Below are 25,817 nucleotides of genomic sequence, written 5' to 3'. Positions count from 1 at the left end.
ATCAAAAACGGGCAGCCCGTGAAAAACGATGTGGCAAACACTGGCCGCTGGGCGGTTGAAAGCCTTGAGACAAACTTTGCCAAGTAAAGTGCTGAGCCTGCTCACAAGCTGTTGGTAAGCGCTCACCAACAGCGAGACGAGCAGCTAGAGACGATGCCAGCGTGCAGCCAGAACCATGGAACAATTCAGGCAAACGTGGCCACTGCCACTGGCGAGTAGTATCAGGCGAGTGCAGGGTGTGCACCACCTGTTGGTCGTTGCCGGGCAGCGGCTCATCCGTGGCAGTGACCAGAATGGCTTGGCACCCCTGTGACATCAGTGCCACCGCACGGGCCGTATCATCGAAAGGAGTGATGATGTCGGGCGTAAGCTGAGCCAACTCAGCGCGATTCGGGGTTAAGATATCCACAAGCGGTAACAAGCGATCAATAAACAATTGTCGCAAAGCAGGTGTGGATAACTCAGTTCCGCCACCGGCCTTAAAGACCGGATCGGCCACCACGGGAATGCCTGGAAAACGACGAATAATTTGCTCCGCTGCGCGCAGGGTGTCTTCGTCAGCGAGTAGGCCAATCTTAATCGCCGCGACCTGCATCTCACTAATTGCCTCGGCCATTTGGCGCATCGCGGTCGGCTCAGCAGGGATCACGCGGGTCACATTATGACAATTCTGTACCGTCAGCGCAGTGGGGATCGTTACCGCCCAACCACCACAGGCCGCAATGGCTTCACTGTCAGCGATCAACCCAGCGCCACCAGTCGGATCATGTCCGGCGAGTACCAACACCACGGGGGGAAGCGGTTGGCGCATCAAAAGGGCTTCACAACGGCAAGCAGAATAATCGCCACGAGCGCAATCACCGGCGCCTCATTAAACCAGCGAAAAAACACATGGCCTTTGGTACAACGATCCTGGGCAAACTGCTTCAAATAGATCAAACAAACGTGATGATAGGCGATAAGCAGAACCACTAGCGCCAGCTTGGCATGCATCCAGCCCTGGCTAAACCATTCGGGCACCAGATAGAGCATCCAGCCACCAAAAATGAGTACCGCAATCATCGATGGGGTCATGATGCCACGGTAGAGCTTACGCTCCATGGTTTTGAAATAGCTGATGGCCTGTTCGTCGCCGTTATCCCGCGCAGTGGCGTGATACACATACAGGCGGGGTAAATAGAACAGCGCAGCGAACCACGTCACTACGGCCATTAAGTGAATGGCCTTTACCCATAGGTACATTGTCGCTCCTTAAAGTGATGAGTCCTTCTTACGGGTATCATTCTCTCGTACTTCATTGTCACGAAGGTCGGCACCACGGGGGTCAGTGTAGTGATAATAACGTTCGATGGCGCCACGGGTGATAATACCTGAAATACGCCGCTGCTTTGGGCGATAGCCATGAACGACGTAGAGCGCCCCCAGAGCGTTATCCTGCAGTTTTAGAAACGCTTCGGAAAGCGTCGCCTGTAAACCAATCGGCGCCAGCTCTAAACGCTGGCCGGGGATTTCCAGTAGATCAATCAGCTCATCCTCAGGCGGCTCATCCCCCTGCAGCGCCTCATCGTGCTCAAGTAGCCAGCGTGCCAATTCAGCGGCTTTTAGCGCCAGCACAGGTTTTTCCTCTGTTGACCGCTCAATCACTAACCACACTGGGTTCTTCTCTAATAAAAGCCGCGCTTGATCAGGGGTGATCATTCGCTCGGTGCGCACCAGTTGACGCTCCATCACCGCAGGCACCGAAACCCGTGAGAGTGCCTGCATCAAAGGCTGCTGAAGCGGGTGAAGCCCGTAGCGCACCGTGCTAATAAAGAAACCTTCACAGCCGGTCAATTGACGCGAGGTTAAGCACGCCACCACCACCGCCAGCATGCCGGGAAGCATGATACTCGGCGTATGGGTTAACTCCAAAAGCGCCATTAGGGCAGCAAGAGGCGCTTGTAACACCGCCCCCATCATTGCGGCCATGCCTAGCATCGCGTAAATACCAGGATCCGCGGCTTTATCAGACCAAAGCCAGCCTCCCAGTAAACCAAACAGTGCACCTGTGGCAGCACCTATGACCAACACCGGGCCGATAATACCGATGGGTACGCCGCCAGCGACAGTTAGCGCTGTAAGCAGTAGTTTGACGATCATCAGCGCCAGCAGCACTTTAATTTCCAGCTGGTTATTGAGCGCCGCCGCCACGCTGTCATAACCGATGCCCTGAACCTGAGGGAACCACCAAGCCACCGCGCCAGTTGCCACACCCACCAAGCCAAGGCGCATCCAGAGCGGCCACAGCATAATCCGCTGGTTGCGTGAAATATGAATAAACAGCCCCGCTAACAGACCAATCACCAGCCCGGTAGCCACAATCCACGGCAAGTTGATCAGTGAACCTAGTGCTATCTCGGGGATACGAAAAGCGGGTTCATTGCCATAAGCCAACTGTGCTACCAGCGCACCCATGGTAGAGGCCAAAATCACGGGCATAAAGCTCACCAAGGTGTACTCCATCATCACCACTTCCATGGCAAAGATGACACCCGCGATAGGCGTGTTAAAAGAAGCGGAAATAGCTGCTGCGGTACCGCACGCCACCAGTACCCTGAGACTATTATTGGGCAAACGCATCTGTTGGCCTAGTCCACTGGCCGCCGCCGCGCCCAAATGAATCGCCGGGCCCTCGCGCCCAGCAGAGAGCCCGCCCAATACCACCACAACACCTACCCACCACTGATTTAACCAATTGCGTAACGGAAAACGGCCCTGATGATAGGTAAGCCGCTCAATTACATGGCCAACGCCCAGCTTGCGCGCTGCCGGTTTTTGCCGGTACAGCAGCACACCCACAAGGGTAACCGCCAACATAGGTAGCAGCGCACGCAGCCAGGGCACCATGCTTTCAAACGCTTCTGGGTCGCCATCGGTCATGTAGAGCGCGGCGCCCGCTTCCAATAGCAGCCGAAACGCCACCATCACAGCGCCGGTAATAACCCCCGAGACAAGGCCCAGCAAACAGAGTTGCGGAAGGGCGTCGACATTGGCCAACTGGCGACGAAAACTCTCTAAGGTAAAATCCGATCGGGAAAAACGCGCCACAGCGACCTTCCTTACTCTTGTATCTTTACACTCTTGTGTATCATAGCTGGATACGCTTAAACAGCTTGGTGTCCTATGCTTAAGCTAATAGCGAATTTGGTTTTCTACTCAGCAGCATCCGTAAGGAGTGATTTGTGATTAAGGTCGGCATTGTTGGCGGTACAGGTTACACCGGCGTTGAACTACTGCGGCTACTCGCCCAGCACCCCCAAGTCAACGTAGCCATGATTACCTCGCGCTCGGAAACCGGCGTCAAGGTGTGCGATATGTACCCCAACCTGCGCGGCCATTACGACACCTTGGCGTTTAGCGAGCCGGACGCCAAACAGCTGGGCGACATGGATGCGGTATTTTTTGCCACACCCCATGGCGTTGCCCATGCCCTAGCCGGTGAGCTACTCGAAAACGGCACTCGGGTGATTGATCTATCGGCCGATTTCCGGCTGCGCGATGCTGACGAGTGGAGCCGCTGGTACGGCCAGGCCCACGGTGCCCCGGAATTGTTGCAAGAGGCAGTATACGGGCTGCCGGAAATGCACCGAGAGAAAATCAAAAACGCACGTTTAATTGCGGTTCCCGGTTGCTACCCCACCAGCGTTCAGTTGGGCTACCTGCCGCTTCTGGAAGCGGGTTTGATCGACCCAAGCCAACTCATTGCTGACTGCAAATCCGGCGTTACCGGCGCAGGCCGTGGCGCTAAAGTGGGTTCACTGCTTGCCGAAGCCAGCGAGTCGATGAAGGCCTACGGCGCTTCGGGCCACCGCCACCTGCCGGAAATTAGCCAAGGACTTAGGGATATCCAGCAATCCACAGTGGGTTTAACCTTTGTGCCCCACCTAACGCCGATGATTCGCGGCATTCACTCCACACTCTACGGCCAGCTAACCGCTGAGCCGGGCGACCTGCAGACACTCTTTGAGCAGCGCTACGCCGACGAACCCTTTGTCGATGTGATGCCCGCGGGGAGCCACCCTGAAACGCGCAGTGTCAAAGGCATCAACACCTGCCGCTTGGCAGTCCACCGCCCGGGCAATGGCAACACCGTCGTCGTGCTATCGGTGATCGATAACCTGGTCAAAGGTGCTTCGGGTCAGGCGATTCAAAACCTCAACCTGATGTTCGGTTTTGACGAGAACACCGGTCTCTCAGCCCCGGCCTTGATGCCTTAATGTTTTAGTAATTCCCAGGAATAGTTGACCAATTTGCTGGGAATTACCCATAATCACCCCCCAATGCCGATTTATTCGTTCTTAAAGCTCGCGGGAGGTACCCATGAGCGGTGCAGAAGCCTTTGTTCCTACTCCACTACTGCTCTCTGATAGCGCACGAAAACGTATTAATGCGCTGATTGCAGAAGAAAATAACCCATCCCTTAAACTGCGGGTCTATGTAACTGGTGGCGGCTGTTCAGGTTTTCAGTACGGTTTCGACTTTGCCGAAAACGTCGCCGACGATGACACCGTAATAGAGTTCGGTAACGCAGCCCTAGTGGTTGACCCCCTCTCCTACCAATACTTGGTAGGCTCCACCGTCGACTACGAAGAGGGCCTGGCGGGCGCACGTTTTCGCGTTCAAAATCCTAATGCCACCACCACCTGCGGCTGCGGCGCCTCCTTTATGGTCTAAACAGCGTTGGCCCGCAGCGCTCCCCGTGACTTGACGCCCTGACGGTTTCTCGCCAAGGTTAATAGGTCAACAACGGCTTAAATAACGGTTTATAAAGAGCATCAAACGGTAAAAAACCGCTTTGTAACCCGCCATCAGCCATATAAAGCACGGGGAAACTTATGAAAATAGCACTACCACTCAGCCTAACCAAAACAACGCTGGCGCTTGCACTGGGATTGGGCAGCGCCACTGCCGCCATGGCCCAAACGCCATCGGTGAACGTGGCCACTGACCCAAGCTTTGTGCCGTTTGAAATGATGGATCAAGAGACCGGCGAAATGGTCGGCTTCGATATGGATATCATCAACGAAGTCGCCGAACGCGCAGGTTTTGAAGTCAACCTCACGACCATGGAGTTCTCCGGCATCATTCCCGCCGTGCAAACCGGCAGCCAGGAAATCGCCATTGCCGGTACCACCATTACGGAAGAGCGTGCCGAAGTTGTCGACTTCTCCGACCCCTACTACGATTCCGGTCTTCGCATTATTGTGCGTGCCGACAATGACAGCGTCGAAACACTAGAAGACCTTCAGGATCTCGCCGTTGGTACCAAAATTGGTTCCACCAGCTACGACTACCTGCAGCAAGAGCTTGGCGAAGATGCTGACATCACCCCCTTCCCGGGTACTGCCGACATGTACATGGCGCTGCTAGGCCGCAACGTTGACGCGGTGCTCTATGACGCCCCTAACGTTGCCTACTTCTCGCAAACCCGTGGCGAAGGCCGTACCAAGGTTGTTGGCCCGCTATATGAAGGTCAGCAGTACGGCATCGTCTTCCACAAAGGCAGCGAGTGGGTGGAACCCACCAACGAAGCGCTCGCCGCGATGAAAGAAGACGGCACTTACGATGAGATCTACACCAAATGGTTTGGTGAAGCCCCCAGCGAAGAGTGAGTGTAAAACCTCTATAATAGCGTAACGCCATTACAGGGCCGGGTGGCCAAAACCCCCGGCCCTGCTGCGTTGATCATGTGTTTTTTGCCAACTGCTTTTTTGTTTCAGGAGTCTACGCGTGGACGTCAATTTTCAGTTTGATTGGTCGGCGGCGTTTGGGTCTATCCCTTACCTGCTGCCGGGTATTCCCTGGACGCTACTTATCTCATTTGGCGGCTTGGCCATTGGTTTTTTTATCGGCATATTCTTTGGCCTGTTACGCATTAGCCCCCTGCGCTGGCTACGCTGGCCGGCCATCATTTATGTCGAAGTGTTCCGCGGCACGCCGATTCTGGTTCAAGTACTGTTTATTTTTTACGGCTTACCACAACTGCTGGGTGGGCCAATTAACGCCCTGGTCGCCGGTATTGCCGCGATCGCCGTTAATTCCGGCGCTTACATCTCTGAAATCGTGCGTGGCGGTGTGCAGTCAATTGAGCGCGGTCAAGGGGAAGCTTCGCTCTCTCTGGGCCTTTCCCGCACTCAGGCGTTTCGCTACGTTATCTGGCCCCAGGCGTTTCGGCGCATGATCCCGCCTCTTGGTAACCAGGGCATCATCAGTATCAAAGATACCTCCCTGTTTTCAGTGATTGGCGTCAGTGAGCTGGTGCGCCAAGGGCAGATCTATATCGCCACCACCTTCACGGCCCTTGAGGTCTACTTTATGGTCGCCCTGATGTATCTCGCGATCACCTGGACGCTCTCCATCATCCTGCGCCAACTTGAGCGCAGAGGCCTGGCCGGACAATAAGGACACGCGCAATGAGCGAGACATTGAACAACACAACGCAACCAATTGTGCGTATGCAGCAGCTCAACAAGCACTTTGGCAGCCTGCACGTACTCAACGATATTGACCTTACGATTGTGCCCGGTGAAGTTGTCGTGATCATCGGCGCCAGTGGCTCAGGTAAATCGACGCTGATTCGCTGTATTAACGGCCTGGAAGAGTTCCAATCAGGCAGTCTGGTGGTCGATGACAATGAACTGCTGCCCTATGGAAAGAGCACCCAAGCACTGCAAACCATCCGCACCGAAGTGGGCATGGTTTTTCAGCAATTCAACCTGTTTCCCCATCTCAGCGTCATTGATAATGTCACACTGGCGCCGATGAAAGTGCGCGGTTTAAGCCGTGACGACGCGGTCAGCAATGCCAAACGTTTGCTTGACCGGGTGGGTATCGCCGACCAGGCCGATAAGTACCCCAGCCAGCTCTCAGGCGGCCAGCAGCAGCGTGTGGCGCTCGCTCGTGCCTTGGCCATGGAACCCCGGCTGATGCTATTTGACGAGCCCACATCGGCGCTTGACCCGGAAATGATCGGTGAAGTGCTCGATGCCATGCGTGAACTGGCCAAAGAGGGCATGACCATGGTGATTGTTACCCATGAAATGGGCTTTGCCCGTGAGGTTGCCGACCGGGTGATTTTTATCCATAAAGGCGAGATTACCGAGCAGGGATACCCGGAAAAACTGTTCGATTCACCGCAACATGAACGTACTCAATCCTTCCTTGCGCGGGTGCTTAAACACTAGATGTGAACACTCAATGCCCTCGCGTAGACCTGCGCTTGGCACCTAAATAACGCGTTCGCTAATGCGAAATGACGCTTTTTTACCGGCCTGTCGACACGACAGGCCATTTTTTTGCCTGTGGATAAACTTTTTTTACATTAATCGTTTTTATCTCCGCAAGGACTACCATGGGCGTCTCTCAGCGTTAGCTCCACACCCAACGTTGCTTGTTCACAGCTGCGGTAACAACCCAGGTACTGGCCGGTGGATAAGCCGTGGCCAATTGCATCTGTGGATAAGGCGCTATTTCATCCACAGGCTTAGCACCCTTTCTACCCAGGCACTCCCGCCTTCAAACATGTAGAAGTCAACAATATAAGTTGATGAAATAATTAATAATTAATCGCTTATACACAGAAATTGTCCACACTAGTAGTTACAACATTTACAGAACTTCTCTTATTTTATATTTATGTTGTTATTAATAGAGGCGGTTTAGCGATTTGGGGTGTGGAAAAACCTGACGGTTACCCACAGGGGGTTTATACTTGCCGACTCATTGATCTAAGGTGGCTGCGTCTAGAATCGACTGCATTGGCCACATCATCCGTGCCGACAGGCACAAGACGAGGTGTCTCTTGAATTACCCCGACCGCTTTGACGTGATTGTCATCGGCGGTGGCCATGCGGGAACTGAAGCCGCACTGGCCTCTGCTCGCATGGGCTGTCAGACCCTGCTGCTCACCCATAACATCGAAACTCTGGGCCAAATGTCGTGTAATCCCGCGATTGGCGGCATCGGCAAAAGTCACTTGGTCAAGGAAATTGATGCACTGGGCGGCGCCATGGGGCTTGCCACGGACTTGGGTGGTATCCAGTTTCGTGTGCTCAATGCCAGCAAAGGGCCCGCCGTTCGGGCCACCCGTGCCCAGGCTGACCGCATCCGTTACAAGTCAGCGATCCGCGGAATGCTGGAAAACCAGCCCAACTTAACGATTTTCCAGCAAGCCGCTGGTGATCTGATTGTGGATAACGACACCGTACGAGGCGTCGTCACGGAAACCGGCATTCGCTTTCATGCCGACAGCGTCGTGCTGTGTACCGGGACATTTTTGGGTGGCGTGATTCATATTGGTTTGGATCAAAGCAAAGGCGGCCGAGCGGGCGACCCGCCTTCCAACGCGCTGGCTGAACGTCTGCGCGCCCTGCCGTTTCGGGTTGACCGCCTAAAAACCGGTACGCCGCCGCGCATCAATGCCAAAAGCGTGGATTTTTCCCAGTTGGAAGAGCAGCCCGGTGATAGCCCAACGCCGGTTATGTCCTACCTGGGATCGCGGGAGATGCACCCTCAGCAGGTGAGTTGCCACATTGCTCACACCAATCAGCACACCCACGATCTGATTCTGGCCAATCTTGATCGCTCGCCGATGTATTCCGGCGTCATCGAAGGGATTGGGCCACGTTACTGCCCATCGATAGAAGACAAGGTTCATCGCTTTGCCGATAAATCCAGCCACCAGGTGTTTATCGAACCCGAAGGCTTGGATACCCATGAGCTCTACCCCAACGGTATCTCGACTTCGCTGCCCTTTGACGTGCAGATTCAGGTGGTGCGTTCCATCAAAGGCTTGGAAAACGCCCATATCACCCGGCCTGGCTACGCCATTGAGTACGACTTTTTTGACCCACGAGACTTAAAACACTCGCTGGAAACTAAATTTATCCACAACCTGTTTTTTGCCGGTCAAATCAACGGCACTACCGGCTACGAAGAAGCCGGTGCTCAAGGTTTGCTCGCAGGCCTGAATGCCGCCCGCCGCGCTCAGGAGCTGGACGCCTGGTATCCCCGCCGCGATGAAGCCTATCTCGGTGTACTGGTTGATGATCTGATCACTATGGGTACCAAAGAGCCCTACCGGATGTTTACTTCCCGTGCGGAGTACCGCCTGCTGTTGCGGGAAGACAACGCGGATTTGCGCTTAACCGAAGCGGGCCGGGAATTGGGTCTTGTCGACGACACGCGCTGGGCAGCGTTTAGCCAAAAACGCGAGGCTATCGAACAAGAGCGCGCGCGGCTAAGCACCCTGTGGATACAACCGGGAAGCCCAGCGGCTGAGCAAGTGGCCGAAAAAACCGGGGCACCGCTCACTCGCGAGTATTGCTTGAGTGATCTGCTTAAACGCCCTGAATTGAATTACAGCGATTTGGCCAATCTGCCCGGCATTGAGGGCACCCTGGTCACTGACCCAGCAGTCGCCGAGCAGGTGCAGATTCAGGCTAAGTATCAAGGCTATATCGATCGTCAGCAGCATGAGATCGATAAACTCAAGCGCCACGAAGCCACGCCACTGCCTGCGGAGCTGGATTATTTAAAAGTCGAAGGTTTGTCTAACGAAATTCGCCAAAAGCTGGCTGAAGCGCGGCCGGAAACGCTTGCTCATGCGGCGCGGATTTCAGGCGTTACACCGGCGGCCGTCTCTATTTTGCTGGTGCATCTGAAAAAGCGCCGGTTGGTAGCCGCAGCTGAGGTAGTTAACGGATGAGTTCGTTGAACCCACTGTTGAAGACGCTACCTACAAGCGTTGCACCACGGCTCGATCAAGGCCTTACCCAATTAGGCATCGCCGTTGACGAACATCAACGCCAACAGCTGCTAGGCTTATTGGCACTGTTGCACAAGTGGAATCGGGCTTATAACCTCACAGCGGTGCGCGATGTGGACGACATGGTGTCGCGTCATGTGTTGGATAGCGCCGCTGTGTTGCCCTATGTGCAGGGGCCGCGGCTACTGGATGTAGGTGCGGGTCCTGGGCTTCCAGGTATCGTATTAGCGATATTAGCCCCCCAGCTTGATGTAACACTGCTGGATAGTAATGGCAAAAAGGTGCGCTTTCAGCGTCAGGCGGTAATGGAGTTAGGGCTTGAAAACGTCACTCCCGTACAGGCGCGGGTGGAACAGTTTGAAGCCGCCGCTTTTGATCAGGTGATTTCCCGAGCATTTGCCAGCTTGGTCGATTTTGTCACCTTGACCCGCCAGCTACCCAGCGCCGATGGCCAGTGGTTAGCCATGAAAGGCCCGGGGGCGGATGATGAACTGCGCGACCTGCCCGCCGGTATACGTTTATATCAGCGTCACCTATTGGAAGTACCCTTTGAAGCGGCCCAGCGGCAGCTGCTGATCTTGGATGTTGAAAGCTAAATGTGAAAGCTGAATGTTGAAAGCTGAACGTTGATTCTGACCCCCAGAAGGAGTTGAGTAAGTGAGCCAGATCATTGCCCTGACCAACCAAAAAGGCGGCGTGGGCAAGACCACCTCGGCCGTTAACCTGGCGGCCAGTCTCGCTGCGCTCGACCGTCGCGTACTGCTGGTGGATCTTGACCCCCAAGGCCATGCCAGCATGGGCAGCGGCATCGATAAATACGAGCTCGATAAAAGCGTGCTTGACGTTCTACTGGGCGAAGCAACGGCCGCTGATACGATTGTCAAAAAGCTGGCGGTCAAGTACGACGTACTGCCGGGTAACGGTGATCTCACCGCCGCCGAAGTCGAGCTGCTAGATCGCGATAAAAGCGAGAGCTGCTTAACCAACGCACTAGCTTCGGTCTCGGATGCCTATGACGTAGTGTTGATCGACTGCCCGCCCTCTTTGAACATGCTAACCGTGAATGCATTAACGGCTTCCGATAGCGTGCTGATCCCTCTTCAGTGCGAATTTTACGCCCTGGAGGGGCTGTCGGCCCTGCTCGATACCGTTGAGCAGATTAAGCAAAATGTGAATCCTGATCTTGCCATTGCGGGCATTTTGCGCACTATGTATGACAAGCGCACCAGCTTAACGCGGGAAGTGGATAAGCAGTTGCGTGACTATTTTGGCGACATGCTGTTGAAAACGACCATTCCTCGCAACGTCAAAGTTGCCGAAGCGCCGAGCCACGGATTACCCGTTACGCAATATGCCCGGTTCTCCCGTGGTAGCCAGGCCTATCGTGTGTTGGCGAAAGAGATGATTCGTCGCCTAGCGTTATAAAATGAGGAAAAGCGAATGACGCGTAAACCCGCGCTGGGACGTGGCCTGGATGCCCTGATTGGTGCCGGTGCCCGTCGCCGTGACAGCTTAGAACTTGCCGGTAGCGGCACCCCGTTGGAGCTTTCTGACGCCGCGCGTAGTGCCGCGGCCGATGACGTTAGCGAAGATCGCCTTGAACGTCTGCCGTTAGGGCAATTAACGCGAGGTAAATATCAGCCGCGCCGGGATATTCAGCCCGAAGCGCTAGAAGAGCTGGCAGACTCCATTCGCGCCCAGGGCGTGATGCAGCCCATCGTCGTGCGTCCAATTGGCGTGGATCGCTACGAAATTATTGCCGGTGAGCGTCGCTGGCGGGCAGCCCAACTTGCTGAGCTGGACGTTATCCCGGCGGTGATCCGGGAAGTCAGCGATGAAGTTGCCCTGGCGCTGGCGCTGATCGAAAACATTCAGCGTGAAAACCTCAACGCCATCGAAGAAGCCATGGCGCTCAAGCGCCTGGGCGAAGAGTTTGAGCTTACCCAGCAGCAGATTGCCGACGCAGTGGGTAAATCGCGCACCCAGGTAGCCAACCTGTTGCGCCTGCTGGCGCTAGATCCGGAAGTGCAAACCCTGCTCGAACGGGGTGACCTGGATATGGGCCACGCAAGAGCTTTGCTGACGCTGAACAGCACCCAGCAGCGGCAGGTGGCTCATGAGGTGGTCAATAACGATATGACGGTGCGGGCCACCGAAGCGCTGGTGAAAAAAGTCCAAACCAGCCAAACACCAACCAAAACGCCTAACCGTCAAAGCAAGCAGCCCGATGTGGCCAAGCTTGAAACACATCTTGGCGAACTGCTCGGTGCGCCTGTCTCCATTGATCATGGTCAAAAAGGCAAAGGTAAGTTAACGATACGTTATACCAGCCTCGAAGAATTGGATGGCATCTTGAATCATATTAAATAGCAGGCTATTCAATATCACGTAAGAAGCGCACACGTTTTCCCCCTTTGGTCGCAAATCAGCCCTTAAGCGGGCAAAATCGGTGCGACTTCGGTTGAAGGTGTGATAGCGCTTCCCTATAATCGCGCAAGATTTGTGCAGGTTGCCTTGGTTTGTCTAGCTATTAGCTGGTCGAGGTATTGGTTTTTATCAGTGAGGCTGGGCCGGTATGCAGCGATACGAAACCCAGCGTCGAAAAGCCTACATCGTTCGGCTCACGATCGCGCAACTGATGATCACCTTCGTTGGTATGTTGGCCGCCTATCTAGTCGCCGATTTAGAAGGCGTGTCATCGGTTTTTAAAGGGGCGCTGGTAGCCTTATTACCGCACGCCTTTTTTATCAAACGAATGGGGGTTTTACGCGCGAGTAGCCCTTCAAAGGCAGCGATGCGCCTGTTTCGCGCCGAGGCAGGCAAGTTTGGTTTGACGGTGGCACTGTTTGTTGCAGTGTTCGTGGCAGCGCCCCCCTCAAACCCTACTTTCTTTTTTTATGCTTATGTTGCAGTTGTTCTAACGCATTGGCTTACGCCTTGGTTAATGCCAAAAAACGCTAATGCCTAGAAAATTGCACAACTGATTGAGGTGACACATCCATGGCCGCAGGAAACGAAGTCTCAACGACTTACTATATCCAGCACCACTTGCAGAATTTGACCTTTGGCAATCATCCTGAGAACGGCTGGTCGCTGGCGCATTCAGCAGAAGAAGCAAGTGAAATGGGCTTTTGGGCCATTCACCTGGATACCATGGGCTGGTCGATTGCCATGGGGTTGCTGTTTATCTGGATTTTCCGCAAAGCGGGCAAAATGGCCACCACGGGAGTACCCAGTGGTCTGCAAAATGCCGTTGAGATGGTCGTAGAGTTTGTCGAGGACATGATCAAGGGGACATTTAAAGGGCATAACCCGATCATCGCCCCCCTCGCGTTGACGTTGTTCGTGTGGATTCTGTTCATGAACACGCTCAAAATTATTCCGGTCGACTACTTCCCCGTGCTGTTCAGCAAGCTGGGCGTGGACTACATGAAAATTGTCCCCACCACCGATGTGAACGCCACGCTGGGTTTGGCATTAGGGGTATTCGGACTGATCCTTTACTACAGCTTTAAGGTTAAAGGCGTGGGTGGTTTCGCCAAAGAGCTGTCATTGACCCCGTTTAACCACTGGGCGCTGATTCCCTTTAACCTCCTGCTGGAAATTGTCGCGCTGCTGGTTAAACCGTTTAGTTTGGCGATGCGTCTGTTCGGCAACATGTTTGCCGGCGAAGTGATCTTTATTTTGATCGCCATGCTGCCGTTCTGGGCTATCTGGGTGCTGGATGTGCCGTGGGCCATTTTCCATATTTTGATCGTCGTACTACAAGCTTTCATCTTTACAGTGCTGTCCGTGGTGTATCTAAGCGCTGCACACGAGCATCACTAATCCGAGCAATGCTTGAAACACATTAACCCTTAACCTCAACCCTCGACCTTTAACTTGAAAAACTAGGAGCATTACCATGGAACTTATCTACATTGCCGCTTCCATCATGATCGGTCTCGGCGCTCTAGGTACCGGCATTGGCTTCGCTATTTTGGGTGGTAAGCTGCTGGAATCTACAGCGCGTCAGCCTGAACTGGGCGACCAACTGCAAACCAAAACCTTCCTAATGGCAGGTCTGTTGGATGCCGTTCCGATGATCGGTGTTGGTATCGCAATGTACCTGATCTTCGTTGTTGCCGGTTAATGACAGCTCAGCCGAGCGTTAAGCGCTCGGTTTTGTTTCACTCCGGTCGCCACGAACTTGTCAGAGGTACATTCCTGTGAATATCAACATGACGCTAATCGGGCAGACGATCGCCTTCGCGATCTTTGTCTGGTTTTGCTTAAAGTATGTGTGGCCTCCGATCAGCAACGCGCTTCATGAGCGTCAGAAAAAAATTGCTGATGGCTTGGATGCAGCCAGCCGTGCTAACCGTGATCTTGAGCTTGCTCAAGAGCGGGCGGAGCAGACGCTGCGCGAAAGCAAGGAGCAAGCTTCTCAGATTCTTGAGCAGGCCAACAAACGCTCTGCCCAGATAGTTGAAGAAGCCCGCGAACAGGCCCGCGCCGAAGGCGAACGCCTAGTAGCGAGTGCACGTTCCGAGATTGAGCAAGAAGTGAATCGCGCTAAGGATGAACTTCGTGCCCAGGTCTCTTATCTCGCCGTTATGGGTGCCGAGCGTGTTCTTGAAGCGTCGGTCGACGAACAAGCCCATCGCAAGTTACTCGATGAGCTTGCTGCTGAACTGTAAGGAGGTGAACCATGGCGGAATTACTTACCGTCGCTCGTCCTTACGCTAAGGCAGCGTTTGAATACGCGCGTGATCATGAGGCGCTTGATAGTTGGTCACAAGCGCTAGGTTTTTTAAGTGTTGCGGTAGCAGATGACGTCGTGCGCCATCGGCTAAGCAGTCCCAAATTAGACAGCGAGCAAAAAGTGTCGCTGCTTGTCGAGCTTATTCCTGAGCAACAGGATGAGGCTTTACAGCGATTTTTGACTGTTTTGGCTGACCAGGGCCGCCTGATGGCGTTGGCCTCCATTGCTGATCAGTTCGAGCACCTGCGTGCCGAACACGAGCAGCGGGTTGAAGTGAACGTCACCTCTGCTTACAAGTTAGATAGTAAGCAGAAGACCAAACTAGCGAACGCGCTTAAGAAACGTCTGAATCGCGAAATCTCTATTACTACTCAGGTGGACAAGTCGCTTATTGGCGGTGTCATCCTGCGTGCTGGCGATACCGTTATTGACGGCTCCGTACGTGGTCGATTGAACCGCCTTTCCGAAGCGCTAACCGCTTGAGTCTGAGGGACATGGCATGCAGCAACTGAATCCTTCCGAGATCAGCGACATCATCAAGCAGCGAATTGAAAAGCTTGACGTCGCATCCGAAGCCCATAATCAGGGCACCATCGTGACCGTTTCCGACGGTATCGTGAAAATTCACGGCCTCGAAGACGCGATGTTTGGTGAAATGATCGAATTCCCCAACAGCATCTTTGGCATGGTACTCAACCTGGAGCGTGACTCCGTGGGTGCCGTAGTGCTGGGTGACTACCTGCAGCTCGAAGAGGGCATGACCGCCAAGTGTACCGGTCGTATTCTCGAAGTGCCGGTAGGCCCTGAGCTGATTGGTCGTGTGGTCGATGCGCTGGGTAACCCCATTGATGGTAAAGGCGACATTAACACCACCATGACCGACGCCGTTGAGAAAGTGGCGCCGGGCGTTATTACCCGTCAGTCCGTCGATGAGCCGATTCAAACCGGTCTGAAATCGATCGATGCCATGGTGCCGATCGGTCGTGGTCAGCGTGAGCTGATCATCGGTGACCGTCAAATCGGTAAGTCCGCCATTGCCATTGATGCGATCATCAACCAGAAAGGCAAAGGCGTGACCTGTGTCTACGTGGCGATTGGCCAGAAGCAGTCGACCATTGCCAACGTGGTACGCAAGCTTGAAGAGCACGGCGCCATGGAGCACACCATCGTCGTCGCCGCTGGCGCTGCCGATCCGGCTCCCATGCAGTTCCTGGCCGCTTACTCTGGCTGCACCATGGGCGAATACTTCCGCGACCGCGGCGAGAACGCGCTGATTGTGTATGACGACCTCTCCAAGCAGGCCGTCGCCTACCGCCAGGTATCGCTGCTGCTGCGTCGCCCGCCGGGTCGTGAAGCCTATCCTGGTGACGTCTTCTATCTCCACTCGCGTCTACTTGAGCGTGCTGCACGAGTTAATGTCGACTACGTTGAGAAGTTCACCAACGGCGAAGTGAAAGGCAAAACCGGTTCCTTGACCGCGCTGCCGATCATCGAAACCCAGGGCGGCGACGTCTCCGCGTTTGTCCCGACCAACGTGATCTCGATCACCGACGGTCAGATCTTCCTGGAAACCAACCTGTTTAACTCCGGTATTCGTCCGGCGATTAACGCAGGTCTGTCGGTTTCTCGTGTGGGTGGTTCGGCGCAGACCAAGATCATCAAGAAACTGGGCGGTAGCGTACGTCTAGCCTTGGCCCAGTACCGTGAACTGGCGGCGTTCTCGCAGTTTGCCTCTGATCTTGATGAAGCGACGCGTAAGCAGCTTGAGCACGGTCAGCGTGTTACCGAGCTGATGAAGCAGAACCAGTACTCGCCGATGTCGATCGCTGAAATGGCGCTGTCGCTGTATGCCGCCAACGAAGGCTTCCTGGATGATGTCGAAGTGAACAAGGTGCTGGACTTCGAGCGTGCCTTGCACGACTACATGAAGTCTGAGCACGCTGATCTACTCGACAAGATCAACCAGAGCGGCGACTACAATGGTGAGATTCAAGACAGCTTGAAGTCGGGTCTCGAGAAGTTCAAGGCGACTCAGAGCTGGTAATGTCTAGCCCGTCTGTGATGGACGGGTTTGCATGCTTTCTGAGAGCCACGAACGAAGGGTAGATCGCTATGGCAGCTGCAAAAGAGATACGCACCCAGATCGGGAGCATTAAAAATACGCAGAAGATCACCAGCGCCATGGAAATGGTGGCTGCATCTAAAATGCGTAAAGCGCAAGATCTGATGAGAGCTAGTCAGCCTTACGCTAAGCAGATCCGCAATGTGGTCGGCCACATTGCCGACGCGAACCCCGAGTACAGGCACGACTATATGGTCGAGCGTAGCGAGGTTAAGCGCGTTGGTTACATTGTGGTCTCTACAGACCGTGGTCTGTGCGGTGGCTTGAACCACAACCTCTTCAAAGCCTTACTTAAACAGGCCAGCGAGTGGAAAAAGCAGGGCGCAGAGCAGGATTTTTGCGCTTTGGGCGCTAAGGCCAGCACCTTTTTCCGCAACTACGGTGGCAATTTGGTGGCGGCGAAGAGTGGTTTAGGCGAAGCCCCGACCGTTGAAGGTCTGATTGGCAGTATTAAGGTCATGCTCGAAGCGTACGATGAAGGACGTCTCGACCGGCTTTACGTGGTGCACAACGAGTTTGTGAACACCATGACCCAAAAGCCAGTGGTTCGTCAGCTTCTTCCGCTGTCGCCTGATATGGGCGCAGACGCTGAGCAAGACGACGAAAACGCCCGTCCCGGAAGCTGGGACTACCTGTATGAACCGGACGCCAAGGCGTTGCTCGATAGCCTGCTGGTTCGTTTCATCGAATCACAGGTGTATCAGGCGGTAGTGGAAAACGGCGCTTGCGAACAAGCCGCCCGAATGATCGCTATGAAAAGTGCCACTGACAACGCAGGCGGCCTTATCGACGATCTGGAGATGGTCTACAACAAGGCCCGTCAGGCCGCCATCACCCAGGAAATTTCTGAGATCGTCGGCGGCGCTGCTGCCGTATAACGCCTAGGGAGTCGACTATTTAAGCGACTCCCGGCAGACAGGTTTCATTTGCAGGTTTTAGAGAGGAACCAAGATGAGCGGACGTATCGTACAAATCATCGGCGCGGTGATTGACGTAGAGTTTCCGCGGGACTCTGTGCCCAAGGTCTACGACGCGCTGAAGGTCTCCGATGTTGAGACCATCCTCGAAGTCCAGCAGCAGCTGGGCGACGGCGTGGTGCGCACCATCGCCATGGGCTCCACTGAGGGCTTGAAGCGTGGCATGGACGTGACCAGCACAGGTGCCGCCATTTCCGTACCGGTAGGTAAGGAAACGCTGGGCCGTATTATGAACGTACTCGGCGAACCGATCGACGAAGCGGGACCGATCGGTGAGCAAGAGCGTATGCCGATCCACCGTAAAGCACCGAGCTATGCCGACCAAGCAGCTTCTAACGAGCTGCTGGAAACCGGTATCAAGGTTATCGACTTGGTCTGCCCGTTCGCTAAGGGTGGTAAAGTTGGCCTATTCGGCGGCGCCGGTGTCGGTAAGACCGTTAACATGATGGAGCTTATCCGCAACATCGCCACCGAGCACAGTGGCTACTCTGTATTCGCCGGTGTTGGTGAGCGTACGCGTGAGGGTAACGACTTCTATCACGAAATGACTGAATCCAACGTTATCGATAAGGTATCGCTGGTTTATGGTCAGATGAACGAGCCCCCGGGTAACCGTCTGCGCGTAGCGTTGACCGGCCTGACCATCGCTGAGAAATTCCGTGATGAAGGCCGCGACGTTCTACTGTTCGTCGATAACATCTACCGCTACACCCTGGCGGGTACCGAAGTATCGGCACTGTTGGGCCGTATGCCATCAGCGGTAGGTTATCAGCCTACGCTGGCTGAAGAGATGGGCGTTCTGCAGGAGCGTATTACCTCGACGAAAACCGGCTCAATCACCTCCGTACAGGCCGTTTACGTACCTGCGGATGACTTGACCGACCCGTCGCCGGCGACCACCTTCTCGCATCTGGATGCTACCGTGGTATTGGCACGTTCTATCGCCGAGCTGGGTATCTATCCGGCGATCGATCCGTTGGACTCCACCTCACGTCAGTTGGATCCGCTGGTCGTCGGTGAAGAGCACTACGCCACCGCTCGTGGTGTGCAGAACGTTCTTCAACGCTACAAAGAGCTTAAGGATATTATCGCCATTCTGGGTATGGACGAGCTGTCTGACGAAGACAAGTTGGCCGTTTCCCGGGCGCGTAAAATCCAGCGCTTCTTGTCGCAGCCGTTCTTCGTGGCCGAAGTATTTACCGGTTCACCAGGTAAGTATGTCTCACTGAAAGACACCATCAGTGGCTTCCAGGGCATTCTTGCTGGCGAATACGACGATATGCCGGAACAGGCCTTCTATATGGTCGGCTCCATCGACGAAGCCGTCGAGAAAGCCAACCAGATGAAGAAGTAATCCCGTCCATTAGGGGGATTCGCTATGGCGAATAGCTTTACTTGCAATATCGTCAGCGCTGAAGCATCGATCTTCTCAGGTACCGTTGAGCAGGTGATTGCTTCCGGGATTATGGGTGACCTGGGTGTTTTGCCGGGTCACGCCCCGCTGCTGACCGAGCTTCAGCCGGGTCCGGTACGCGTGATTCACGATGGCGGCAAGGAAGAGAACTTCTTTGTCTCGGGGGGCTTCATGGAAGTCCAGCCGAATGTCGTGACGATTCTGGCCGACTCTGCATCACGTGCCAGCGACCTCAACGAGGCCGCTGCCGAAGAAGCGCGTCAGCAGGCGCTGAGAGCCTTTAATGAGAAGTCATCGGAGCTCGATTATACTCGTGCTGCCGCTGAACTTGCCGAAGCCGTTGCACAGCTGCGAACGATTCAGCAGCTGCGTAAAAAGGCGGGTAAAGGCTAATACTCACGCACTTGGCGTGTGTCCAACGCCCCTTAAACCCGCTACCAGGGTTTAAGGGGCGTTTTTTTGTTTGGCAGTCAAATAAGTAAGTATGATGAGTTTGGTCAGTAGAATGGGCTGGGTGATGGATTAGCTCGGTAGCACGACGCTTGTAAGCGCAAGGGGGGAGAATCATGGCACTGAATGATGAAAGCCTACAGGAATTAAAAGCCGAGCTGCTCGACGAGTTGGGCAAGGAAGTGCCCAGTAAATCGGTGCTCTCTTTGCGTTTGGCCGAAACCCGCTCCGCGGATATCGGTGAAGTGCTCGAAGAGATGATCGAGGATGACGAAGAGCTGCCTGCGGCGCTCGCTCTGCTGGATATTCTTTCAGCGGAACGGGCAGCCAATGTGCTGGGCTATTTGCCTGGGGAGAGCCAGCTCGAGGTGGTAGGAAAGCTGGATGACAGTCAGGTTCTCAAGCTGCTCGAAGAAATGGGGTCGGACGAACGTGCCGATCTGTTCAATCTTCTCAATGAAGACCGTCGTGAGGCACTGCTGCGTCGCATGGCTCACCGCGAGCGAGAAGACCTGAAGCGGCTTGCCAGCTACGAAGAGGGTACCGCCGGCGCCATCATGACCTCTGACTATGTCTCCATAGCCAGTGGCATGACGGTGTCGCAGGCGATGATGAGGGTACGCCAGACCGCTCCGGATGCGGAAACGGTCTATCAGCTGTATATCCTGGATAGCGACGGACAACTGATCGGTACCATGTCGCTGCGTCAGCTTATGGTGGCACCCCCGGCGCCATTGTTGATGACATTATGATCAAGGATGTCATCAGTACACGGGTTGATAGTGCCCAGGAAGATGTCGCCCGTATTGTGGCGAAGTATGACTTGTTGGCGCTGCCAGTGATCGATGCCGATGAACGCATGGTCGGTATCGTGACCCACGATGACGCGATGGATGTTGCTGAATCCGAGGCGACAGAGGATTTCCACAAGGGGATGTCGATCGGCCAACTGGAAGATGGCGTAAGCCGTGTGAAGCTCTGGAGCCTCTACCGTAAGCGCGTGTTCTGGCTGGTACTGCTGGTCTTTGCCAATCTGTTTTCGGGGGCCGGGATTGCCTATTTTGAAGAGACCATTGCCGCCCAGGTAGCGCTGGTATTCTTTTTACCGTTATTGATCGGTAGTGGCGGTAACGCCGGGGCTCAGGCAGCCACGTTGATGGTGCGTGGCATGGCGACCGGTGACGTTGGCGTCAAAGATTGGGGTAAACTACTGGGCCGCGAGCTACTTGTCGCCGGGTCACTGGGTATCACCATGGCCATTGCGGTAACGCCTATTGGCATTATGCGCGGGGGAGAAGAGCTGGCAATGGTGGTCGCCTTGAGCATGGTGACCATCGTGCTGTTTGGCAGCCTGTTGGGGATGTGCCTGCCGTTCGTACTCGAGCGCTTTAAGGTCGACCCTGCCACGGCATCAGCGCCGCTGGTCACCACCTTGATTGATGCCTCTGGGGTGGTGATCTACTTCAGCATCGCCACACTGCTGTTGACGGGGTTATAAGAGGAAACAACCAGCGGGTAGTGGCTCTAGCGCATCGAGCTACTGGCAGCGCGGGTGATAAACAGCACCTCGACGTGGCCGAGCCACTCGATATCGCTAGCCAGCGCTTTTAGTTGGCTAGCGAGGCACTGGGGCGGCTGATGCACTGCGTCATCAATGATCAATGATACCGACACCTTATCGTCCAAGTAGTGCAACTGGAGCTCGTTCAGGGTGCGCCACACAGGGTGCTTGTACCAGCGTGCATCCAGGGCAGCCTCTACTTCAGGGCGGAGCGGAAGGCCGGGAAGGCGGCTAGGATCACCCGCCCCGGCGTCGTCTTCGGGGTCAACGTGGAAGATCACGTCGGTCAGTGCGGGGAACTCGTGGCGTAGGCGACGGCTGACTTCGTTACCGATTTCGTGGGCTTCCGACACGGTAATTTTCGGCCCGACCACCACGTGTAGGTCGACCATTACCCAGCCGGCGGATTGCCTGGTACGCAGATCGTGAACACTATCCACCCCCGGAACGCTGCAGGCAACATCGTGCATCTGATCCTGTACGTCCTCTGGTAGTGCGGTATCCACCAATTCCCGCGCCGACTCCCACAGCAAGTCCAAACCTACCTTGCCGACTAATAAACCCACAATGATGGCGGCCACGGCATCCAGCCAACCCAAGCCAAACTGGGCGCCCACCAAGGCTACCAACACCACGGCAGTGGATAATGCATCACTGCGCGAGTGCCAGGCGTTGGCTTCGAGTAACTTTGACTTTACCCGCTTGGCAACCCGCATGGTGTAGCGAAAAATCCACTCTTTGCTAAACAGCGCGATGACAGTAATCACGATTGCCAGCGCGCCAGGGGCGTTAACGTCGGCGCCGCTAAACAGGCGATCCAGGCTCGACCAGGCAATCGCGCCAGCCACGAAAATTAGCACGCTTCCCAGCAGCAGGGTCGTCAGGGTTTCGATACGGCCATGGCCGTAATGGTGGTCTTTATCGGGCTCCTGACGCCCATAGTGAATGGCCGCCAGGACAAAGCCGTCGGTGACTAAGTCTGATAGGGAGTGAATGCCGTCGGCAATCAACGCCGCTGAGCCGACCATAAAACCGATCGCGACTTTGACGATGCTCAACAGGGCATCCAGCCATGCTCCGATGTAGGTAACGCGCTTGGCCTCTTGGCTAAGTCGCGCTTGGTCGTGAACCACTGGCGTATCGATGGTCTGAGTCATGGGTACCTTGCAAGGACGCACGCATTCAATAGACGCCTATTGTAGCGCACTCCTTATATCCTCTATAGCCTCCACTGCTTTCAGGCTGTGAAACGATACCTTTGTGTGTCAGTGGTGGCTAGTCTCAGCAAAGGCAATGGCGGACAACGAATAGGTGGATGTGTATCCTTAAGCGCCATTGCAACCATTAAATTGTTTCTATGCACAGGATTTTTTTATGGATTGGCTCCAGGTGGTGGTGTTAGCGGTTGTTCAGGGAGTGTCAGAATTTTTACCCGTTTCAAGCTCTGCCCACCTAATCTTGGTGCCTGTGCTGACAGAGTGGCAAGATCAAGGCCTAGCCTTTGATGTTGCCCTACATTTAGGCAGCCTCTCCGCGGTGATTATCTATTTCCGGCAGGAAATTTGGCAGATGGTCATTAGCAGCTTGGCTGCGCTCAGCGGCAAAGGAGTGAACGAAGACGCACGACTGGCTTTATGGGTGACGTTAGCGACCATCCCGGTGGGGCTTATTGGGTTACTAATGCACGATGTTATTTCTCATTTTATGCGCTCTACGCTGATTATCGGCTTCAGTTTAATTGGTTTCGGGCTATTGTTGGGGTATGCCGATTGGCGTAAAGAGGGTACGCGCAGCGAGTACCAACTGCGTTTGAAGGATGTGCTTATTATTGGTGGTGCCCAGGCGCTAGCACTCATCCCAGGAACCTCGCGCTCGGGGATTACCATTACCGCGGCGCTGATGGTGGGCATGAACCGAGAAGGCGCCTCGCGCTTCTCTTTCTTATTATCAATCCCGGTGATTGTGCTGGCAGGTGGCCTAGAAGCAGTAGGGCTGTTTAGCGCTCCACAGTCGATTGATTGGATCGCGATGTTGGCGGGCACCCTGTTATCGGGAGTAAGCGCGTATTTGTGTATTCACTACTTTCTGGTGGTTATAAAAAAATTGGGAATGCAGCCCTTTGTGATTTATCGCGTGCTGTTCGGCGCCTGGCTGCTGTGGTTCTTTTATTTTTAGGATAAAGCAACGATGAAAAAGGCTGTTGAACGCACAGCAAGGTGGGGACGTGCACTGATCGTAACGGGTTCACTGCTGGGCTTGGGGTTAGGCTTGGCAGGCTGTTCAGAGAGTGATCGACCTCTGGAACCACCGGTACGCTTTGATGGCAATATTTTCGGCACCTTCTACCAGGTGACCATTATGGATCCGCTCACTCAGGGCGAGTCCCTTGAATTGGAAGAGGGCTTCAAAGCAGAGCTAGAGAACGTTGATCAGGCGATGTCGACCTACCGGGATGACTCGGAGCTGATCGCCTTCAACGAAGCGCCTTTAGATGAGTGGCAGCCGCTCTCCAATGAGCTTATTGACGTGCTTGCGATTAGCCAATCCGTCGCGGAAGCCAGCCACGGCGCTTTTGATATTACTGTAGGCGACCTGGTCAATTTATGGAGCTTTGGCCCCGGTGCACGGCCTGAAACCGTCCCTTCCGACGATGCCCTGTCCGAGGAGCTTGCCCAGGTAGGCATTGATGCGCTAGAAATCGACACCCAAAATATGCAGGCGCGGCGTACCCGCGATGTGTTTGTCGACCTTTCCGGCGTGGCCAAAGGCCATGGAACTGACCGCGTAGCTGCTTACCTGGAACAGCAGGGGCTGGAGCACTACTTAGTCAATATTGGCGGAGAACTGATCGCCCGCGGCCTGCGTGATGAGGAAGAACAAACGCCCTGGCAGGTTGGCATTGAGGTGCCTGAAAATGGCCAGCAGCGTGCTCAGCATATTATCCCGTTAGAGAGTATGTCGGTGGCCACCTCGGGTGATTACCGCAACTATTTTGAAGTGGATGGCCAGCGCTTTTCCCACACCATTGATCCGCGCACGGGGCGGCCGGTGACCCACCAGCTTGCCTCGGTGTCTGTTTTCCATCCCTCCAATGCCTGGGCAGATGCCTGGGCGACGGCGCTACTGGTGGTTGGCGAACAGGAGGCGATGCAACTGGCCATTGAGAATAACCTTAAAGTGCTTTTGCTCGTGCGTGATGGCGAGCAGTGGCGCAGCATTGCTAGCCCGGAATTTGTTAATTATTTTGGGGAAACACTGGTTAATGAGTTGGGCATTGAACAACGACGAGCCCCAGCGACCAACAGCCCCGCCACAGACAGCCCGGCGCCCGCTGACCCATCAGTAATAGGTGAATAGTATGCAAGAACTGGATATTGTCATTCTCGCCGCGGGTAAAGGCACGCGGATGCGTTCACAAATTCCTAAAGTGTTGCATCCCTTGGCCGGCAAGCCAATGGTGCAGCACGTGCTGGATACCGCTTCAGGGTTGCAGCCGGATCGCACCCATGTCGTTATTGGCCATGGCGCTGACCAACTGCGCGAAGTGCTGGCAGAAAAGCCTGTAAAGTTTGCCGTTCAGGCCGAGCAGAAGGGCACCGGACACGCGGTGGCGCAAGCGCTCGAGCAGTTAGGGAGCGGTAAGGTGTTAATCCTTTACGGCGATGTACCGCTGCTGCAGCGGGAATCCCTGAGCGAGCTGTTGGCCCATGTGGATGAGCAGCACATGGGGCTGTTGACGGTAACGCTAGCTGACCCCACGGGCTATGGGCGAATTGTGCGTGACGACGCAGGCGAAGCAGTGGCGATTGTTGAGCAAAAAGATGCCAGCAGCGCCGAGCTTGCGATTACCGAATGCAATACCGGTATTATGGCCATGACGAGTGCCCAGCTTAAACGCTGGTTACCGCAGCTCTCCGCAGAAAATGCCCAGGGTGAGTACTACCTGACCGATGTAATTGCCATGGCCGCAGCGGAAGGCATCAAGGTATGCACTGCCCAACCGGCCTCCGCCGTTGAAGTGGAAGGGGTTAATAATCGAGCGCAAATGGCTCGCTTGGAGCGCGTTTATCAACGCCAGTTGGCCGATAAGTTAATGGCACAAGGAGTGGCACTTGCCGACCCCGAACGACTCGATGTGCGCGGACGTTTGACCTGTGGTCACGATGTGTTTATCGACGTGGGTTGTGTATTTGAAGGCGAGGTGGAACTAGGCGAGGGTGTGCGCATTGGCCCCTACTGCGTGATCAAAAACAGCACCATTGGTGCAGAGAGCGTGATAGAGCCCCACAGCGTGATAGACGGCACCGTGGCAGCTGGCCTGAACCAGGTTGGCCCCTTTGCGCGACTTCGCCCCGGCACGCGGCTAGCAGTAAAAGCCAAGGTGGGCAATTTCGTTGAAACCAAAAACGCCGATGTTGGTGAGGGCAGTAAGATTAATCACTTAAGCTACGTCGGTGATGCCCGATTGGGGCGTGACGTGAACGTGGGTGCAGGCACGATCACCTGTAACTACGACGGCGCTAACAAGCACCACACCGACATTGGTGATAACGCCTTCATCGGCTCGAACACCGCCTTGGTCGCACCTGTTTCAGTAGGCAAAGGCGCTACCATAGGAGCTGGGTCTACGATTGCTAAAGATGTCACCGACTATGCGTTGGCCGTTACGCGAGGCCGTCAGCTAGAAAAAATTGATTGGCTGCGTCCCAGTAAAGTGACAAAGCCATAGGGCGGGAAGGAAGCA

Annotated in this window: 25 protein-coding genes and 1 pseudogene; 22 read left to right on the top strand and 4 right to left on the bottom strand. The window is 54.8% G+C overall.

The genetic code is table 11. From position 1 onward, the window contains the following. Window position 1 precedes the first annotated feature (1 nt). From thiD to FDY98_RS16340, 3 genes are read right to left on the bottom strand one after another with little or no spacing between them, the layout of a single operon-like run. The gene (gene thiD, locus FDY98_RS16350; protein WP_022521042.1) at window positions 2-811 is read right to left on the bottom strand and encodes a bifunctional hydroxymethylpyrimidine kinase/phosphomethylpyrimidine kinase; all 810 of its coding nucleotides are present in this window, start codon (window positions 809-811) and stop codon (window positions 2-4) included. Continuing rightward, complete coding sequence (hemJ, locus tag FDY98_RS16345) at window positions 811-1,242, bottom strand: protoporphyrinogen oxidase HemJ (protein ID WP_022521043.1); 432 nt, start codon at window positions 1,240-1,242, stop codon at window positions 811-813. Before hemJ ends, thiD begins: the two co-directional genes overlap by 1 nt. A 9-nt stretch (window positions 1,243-1,251) precedes the next feature. Beyond that, window positions 1,252-3,087 (bottom strand): chloride channel protein, encoded by a 1,836-nt coding sequence (locus FDY98_RS16340; protein WP_027958503.1) that lies wholly within the window; start codon window positions 3,085-3,087, stop codon window positions 1,252-1,254. 134 nt (window positions 3,088-3,221) lie between these two features. Between FDY98_RS16340 and argC the strand changes: the two genes are divergently transcribed. The 19 genes and pseudogenes from argC to mgtE all read left to right on the top strand — a co-directional run bounded on the left by argC (window position 3,222) and on the right by mgtE (window position 21,010). Then, the gene (gene argC, locus FDY98_RS16335) at window positions 3,222-4,256 is read left to right on the top strand and encodes an N-acetyl-gamma-glutamyl-phosphate reductase (protein WP_027958504.1); all 1,035 of its coding nucleotides are present in this window, start codon (window positions 3,222-3,224) and stop codon (window positions 4,254-4,256) included. A 103-nt stretch (window positions 4,257-4,359) separates the two neighbouring features. After that, window positions 4,360-4,713: an iron-sulfur cluster insertion protein ErpA gene (gene erpA, locus FDY98_RS16330; RefSeq protein ID WP_007112206.1), complete on the top strand. Its 354-nt coding sequence runs from the start codon at window positions 4,360-4,362 to the stop codon at window positions 4,711-4,713. 161 nt (window positions 4,714-4,874) lie between these two features. Further along, window positions 4,875-5,651, top strand: a complete 777-nt coding sequence (locus FDY98_RS16325) for a transporter substrate-binding domain-containing protein (RefSeq protein WP_009286347.1) — start codon at window positions 4,875-4,877, stop codon at window positions 5,649-5,651. Between the two features lie 118 nt (window positions 5,652-5,769). Then, on the top strand, window positions 5,770-6,441 hold the full coding sequence (locus FDY98_RS16320) for an amino acid ABC transporter permease (protein WP_009286346.1): 672 nt from the start codon (window positions 5,770-5,772) through the stop codon (window positions 6,439-6,441). A gap of 11 nt (window positions 6,442-6,452) precedes the next feature. Then, on the top strand, window positions 6,453-7,223 hold the full coding sequence (locus tag FDY98_RS16315; RefSeq protein ID WP_027958506.1) for an amino acid ABC transporter ATP-binding protein: 771 nt from the start codon (window positions 6,453-6,455) through the stop codon (window positions 7,221-7,223). Window positions 7,224-7,840: 617 nt separating this feature from the next. Next, window positions 7,841-9,745 (top strand): tRNA uridine-5-carboxymethylaminomethyl(34) synthesis enzyme MnmG, encoded by a 1,905-nt coding sequence (mnmG, locus tag FDY98_RS16310; protein ID WP_027958507.1) that lies wholly within the window; start codon window positions 7,841-7,843, stop codon window positions 9,743-9,745. After that, entirely contained in the window at window positions 9,742-10,401 is a 660-nt protein-coding gene (rsmG, locus tag FDY98_RS16305) for a 16S rRNA (guanine(527)-N(7))-methyltransferase RsmG (RefSeq protein WP_009286344.1), read from the top strand. Before mnmG ends, rsmG begins: the two co-directional genes overlap by 4 nt. 61 nt (window positions 10,402-10,462) lie before the next feature. Next, complete coding sequence (locus FDY98_RS16300; RefSeq protein WP_009286343.1) at window positions 10,463-11,230, top strand: ParA family protein; 768 nt, start codon at window positions 10,463-10,465, stop codon at window positions 11,228-11,230. 15 nt (window positions 11,231-11,245) lie between these two features. After that, window positions 11,246-12,175 (top strand): ParB/RepB/Spo0J family partition protein, encoded by a 930-nt coding sequence (locus FDY98_RS16295; protein ID WP_009286342.1) that lies wholly within the window; start codon window positions 11,246-11,248, stop codon window positions 12,173-12,175. A 205-nt stretch (window positions 12,176-12,380) separates the two neighbouring features. Continuing rightward, window positions 12,381-12,773: an ATP synthase subunit I gene (locus FDY98_RS16290; RefSeq protein WP_022521050.1), complete on the top strand. Its 393-nt coding sequence runs from the start codon at window positions 12,381-12,383 to the stop codon at window positions 12,771-12,773. A gap of 32 nt (window positions 12,774-12,805) precedes the next feature. Next, window positions 12,806-13,633, top strand: coding sequence for a F0F1 ATP synthase subunit A (gene atpB, locus FDY98_RS16285; protein ID WP_009286341.1), 828 nt, complete (start codon window positions 12,806-12,808; stop codon window positions 13,631-13,633). A 76-nt stretch (window positions 13,634-13,709) separates the two neighbouring features. Then, complete coding sequence (atpE, locus tag FDY98_RS16280; RefSeq protein ID WP_022521051.1) at window positions 13,710-13,937, top strand: F0F1 ATP synthase subunit C; 228 nt, start codon at window positions 13,710-13,712, stop codon at window positions 13,935-13,937. 76 nt (window positions 13,938-14,013) lie between these two features. Further along, the gene (locus FDY98_RS16275; RefSeq protein ID WP_022521052.1) at window positions 14,014-14,484 is read left to right on the top strand and encodes a F0F1 ATP synthase subunit B; all 471 of its coding nucleotides are present in this window, start codon (window positions 14,014-14,016) and stop codon (window positions 14,482-14,484) included. A gap of 11 nt (window positions 14,485-14,495) precedes the next feature. After that, window positions 14,496-15,032 (top strand): F0F1 ATP synthase subunit delta, encoded by a 537-nt coding sequence (locus FDY98_RS16270; protein WP_027958508.1) that lies wholly within the window; start codon window positions 14,496-14,498, stop codon window positions 15,030-15,032. Between the two features lie 16 nt (window positions 15,033-15,048). Next, window positions 15,049-16,593, top strand: a complete 1,545-nt coding sequence (gene atpA / locus FDY98_RS16265; RefSeq protein WP_009286340.1) for a F0F1 ATP synthase subunit alpha — start codon at window positions 15,049-15,051, stop codon at window positions 16,591-16,593. Between the two features lie 68 nt (window positions 16,594-16,661). Continuing rightward, a complete protein-coding gene (gene atpG / locus FDY98_RS16260) occupies window positions 16,662-17,549 on the top strand; it encodes a F0F1 ATP synthase subunit gamma (RefSeq protein WP_009286339.1) in 888 nt (295 codons plus the stop codon). Between the two features lie 73 nt (window positions 17,550-17,622). After that, entirely contained in the window at window positions 17,623-19,002 is a 1,380-nt protein-coding gene (gene atpD / locus FDY98_RS16255; RefSeq protein ID WP_009286338.1) for a F0F1 ATP synthase subunit beta, read from the top strand. Between the two features lie 24 nt (window positions 19,003-19,026). Next, window positions 19,027-19,455, top strand: coding sequence for a F0F1 ATP synthase subunit epsilon (locus FDY98_RS16250; RefSeq protein WP_027958509.1), 429 nt, complete (start codon window positions 19,027-19,029; stop codon window positions 19,453-19,455). A 173-nt stretch (window positions 19,456-19,628) separates the two neighbouring features. Beyond that, window positions 19,629-21,010: pseudogene (mgtE, locus tag FDY98_RS16245) on the top strand (magnesium transporter). Window positions 21,011-21,036: 26 nt separating this feature from the next. On the opposite strand, the gene FDY98_RS16240 reads toward mgtE, so the two are convergent. Continuing rightward, window positions 21,037-22,230, bottom strand: a complete 1,194-nt coding sequence (locus FDY98_RS16240) for a cation diffusion facilitator family transporter (RefSeq protein ID WP_022521056.1) — start codon at window positions 22,228-22,230, stop codon at window positions 21,037-21,039. A gap of 217 nt (window positions 22,231-22,447) precedes the next feature. Here FDY98_RS16240 and FDY98_RS16235 point away from each other — a divergent pair, with 217 nt between their 5' ends. From FDY98_RS16235 to glmU, 3 genes are read left to right on the top strand one after another with little or no spacing between them, the layout of a single operon-like run. Further along, a complete protein-coding gene (locus FDY98_RS16235) occupies window positions 22,448-23,248 on the top strand; it encodes an undecaprenyl-diphosphate phosphatase (RefSeq protein ID WP_027958510.1) in 801 nt (266 codons plus the stop codon). A 12-nt stretch (window positions 23,249-23,260) separates the two neighbouring features. Beyond that, entirely contained in the window at window positions 23,261-24,430 is a 1,170-nt protein-coding gene (locus FDY98_RS16230; RefSeq protein WP_027958511.1) for an FAD:protein FMN transferase, read from the top strand. A gap of 1 nt (window position 24,431) precedes the next feature. Next, window positions 24,432-25,802, top strand: a complete 1,371-nt coding sequence (gene glmU / locus FDY98_RS16225) for a bifunctional UDP-N-acetylglucosamine diphosphorylase/glucosamine-1-phosphate N-acetyltransferase GlmU (RefSeq protein WP_027958512.1) — start codon at window positions 24,432-24,434, stop codon at window positions 25,800-25,802. Window positions 25,803-25,817 lie beyond the last annotated feature (15 nt).

The organism is Halomonas sp. PA16-9 (assembly GCF_009728585.1).
GTDB classification, from domain to species: domain Bacteria; phylum Pseudomonadota; class Gammaproteobacteria; order Pseudomonadales; family Halomonadaceae; genus Vreelandella; species Vreelandella titanicae.
This window is presented reverse-complemented; position numbering and strand designations above follow the sequence as displayed.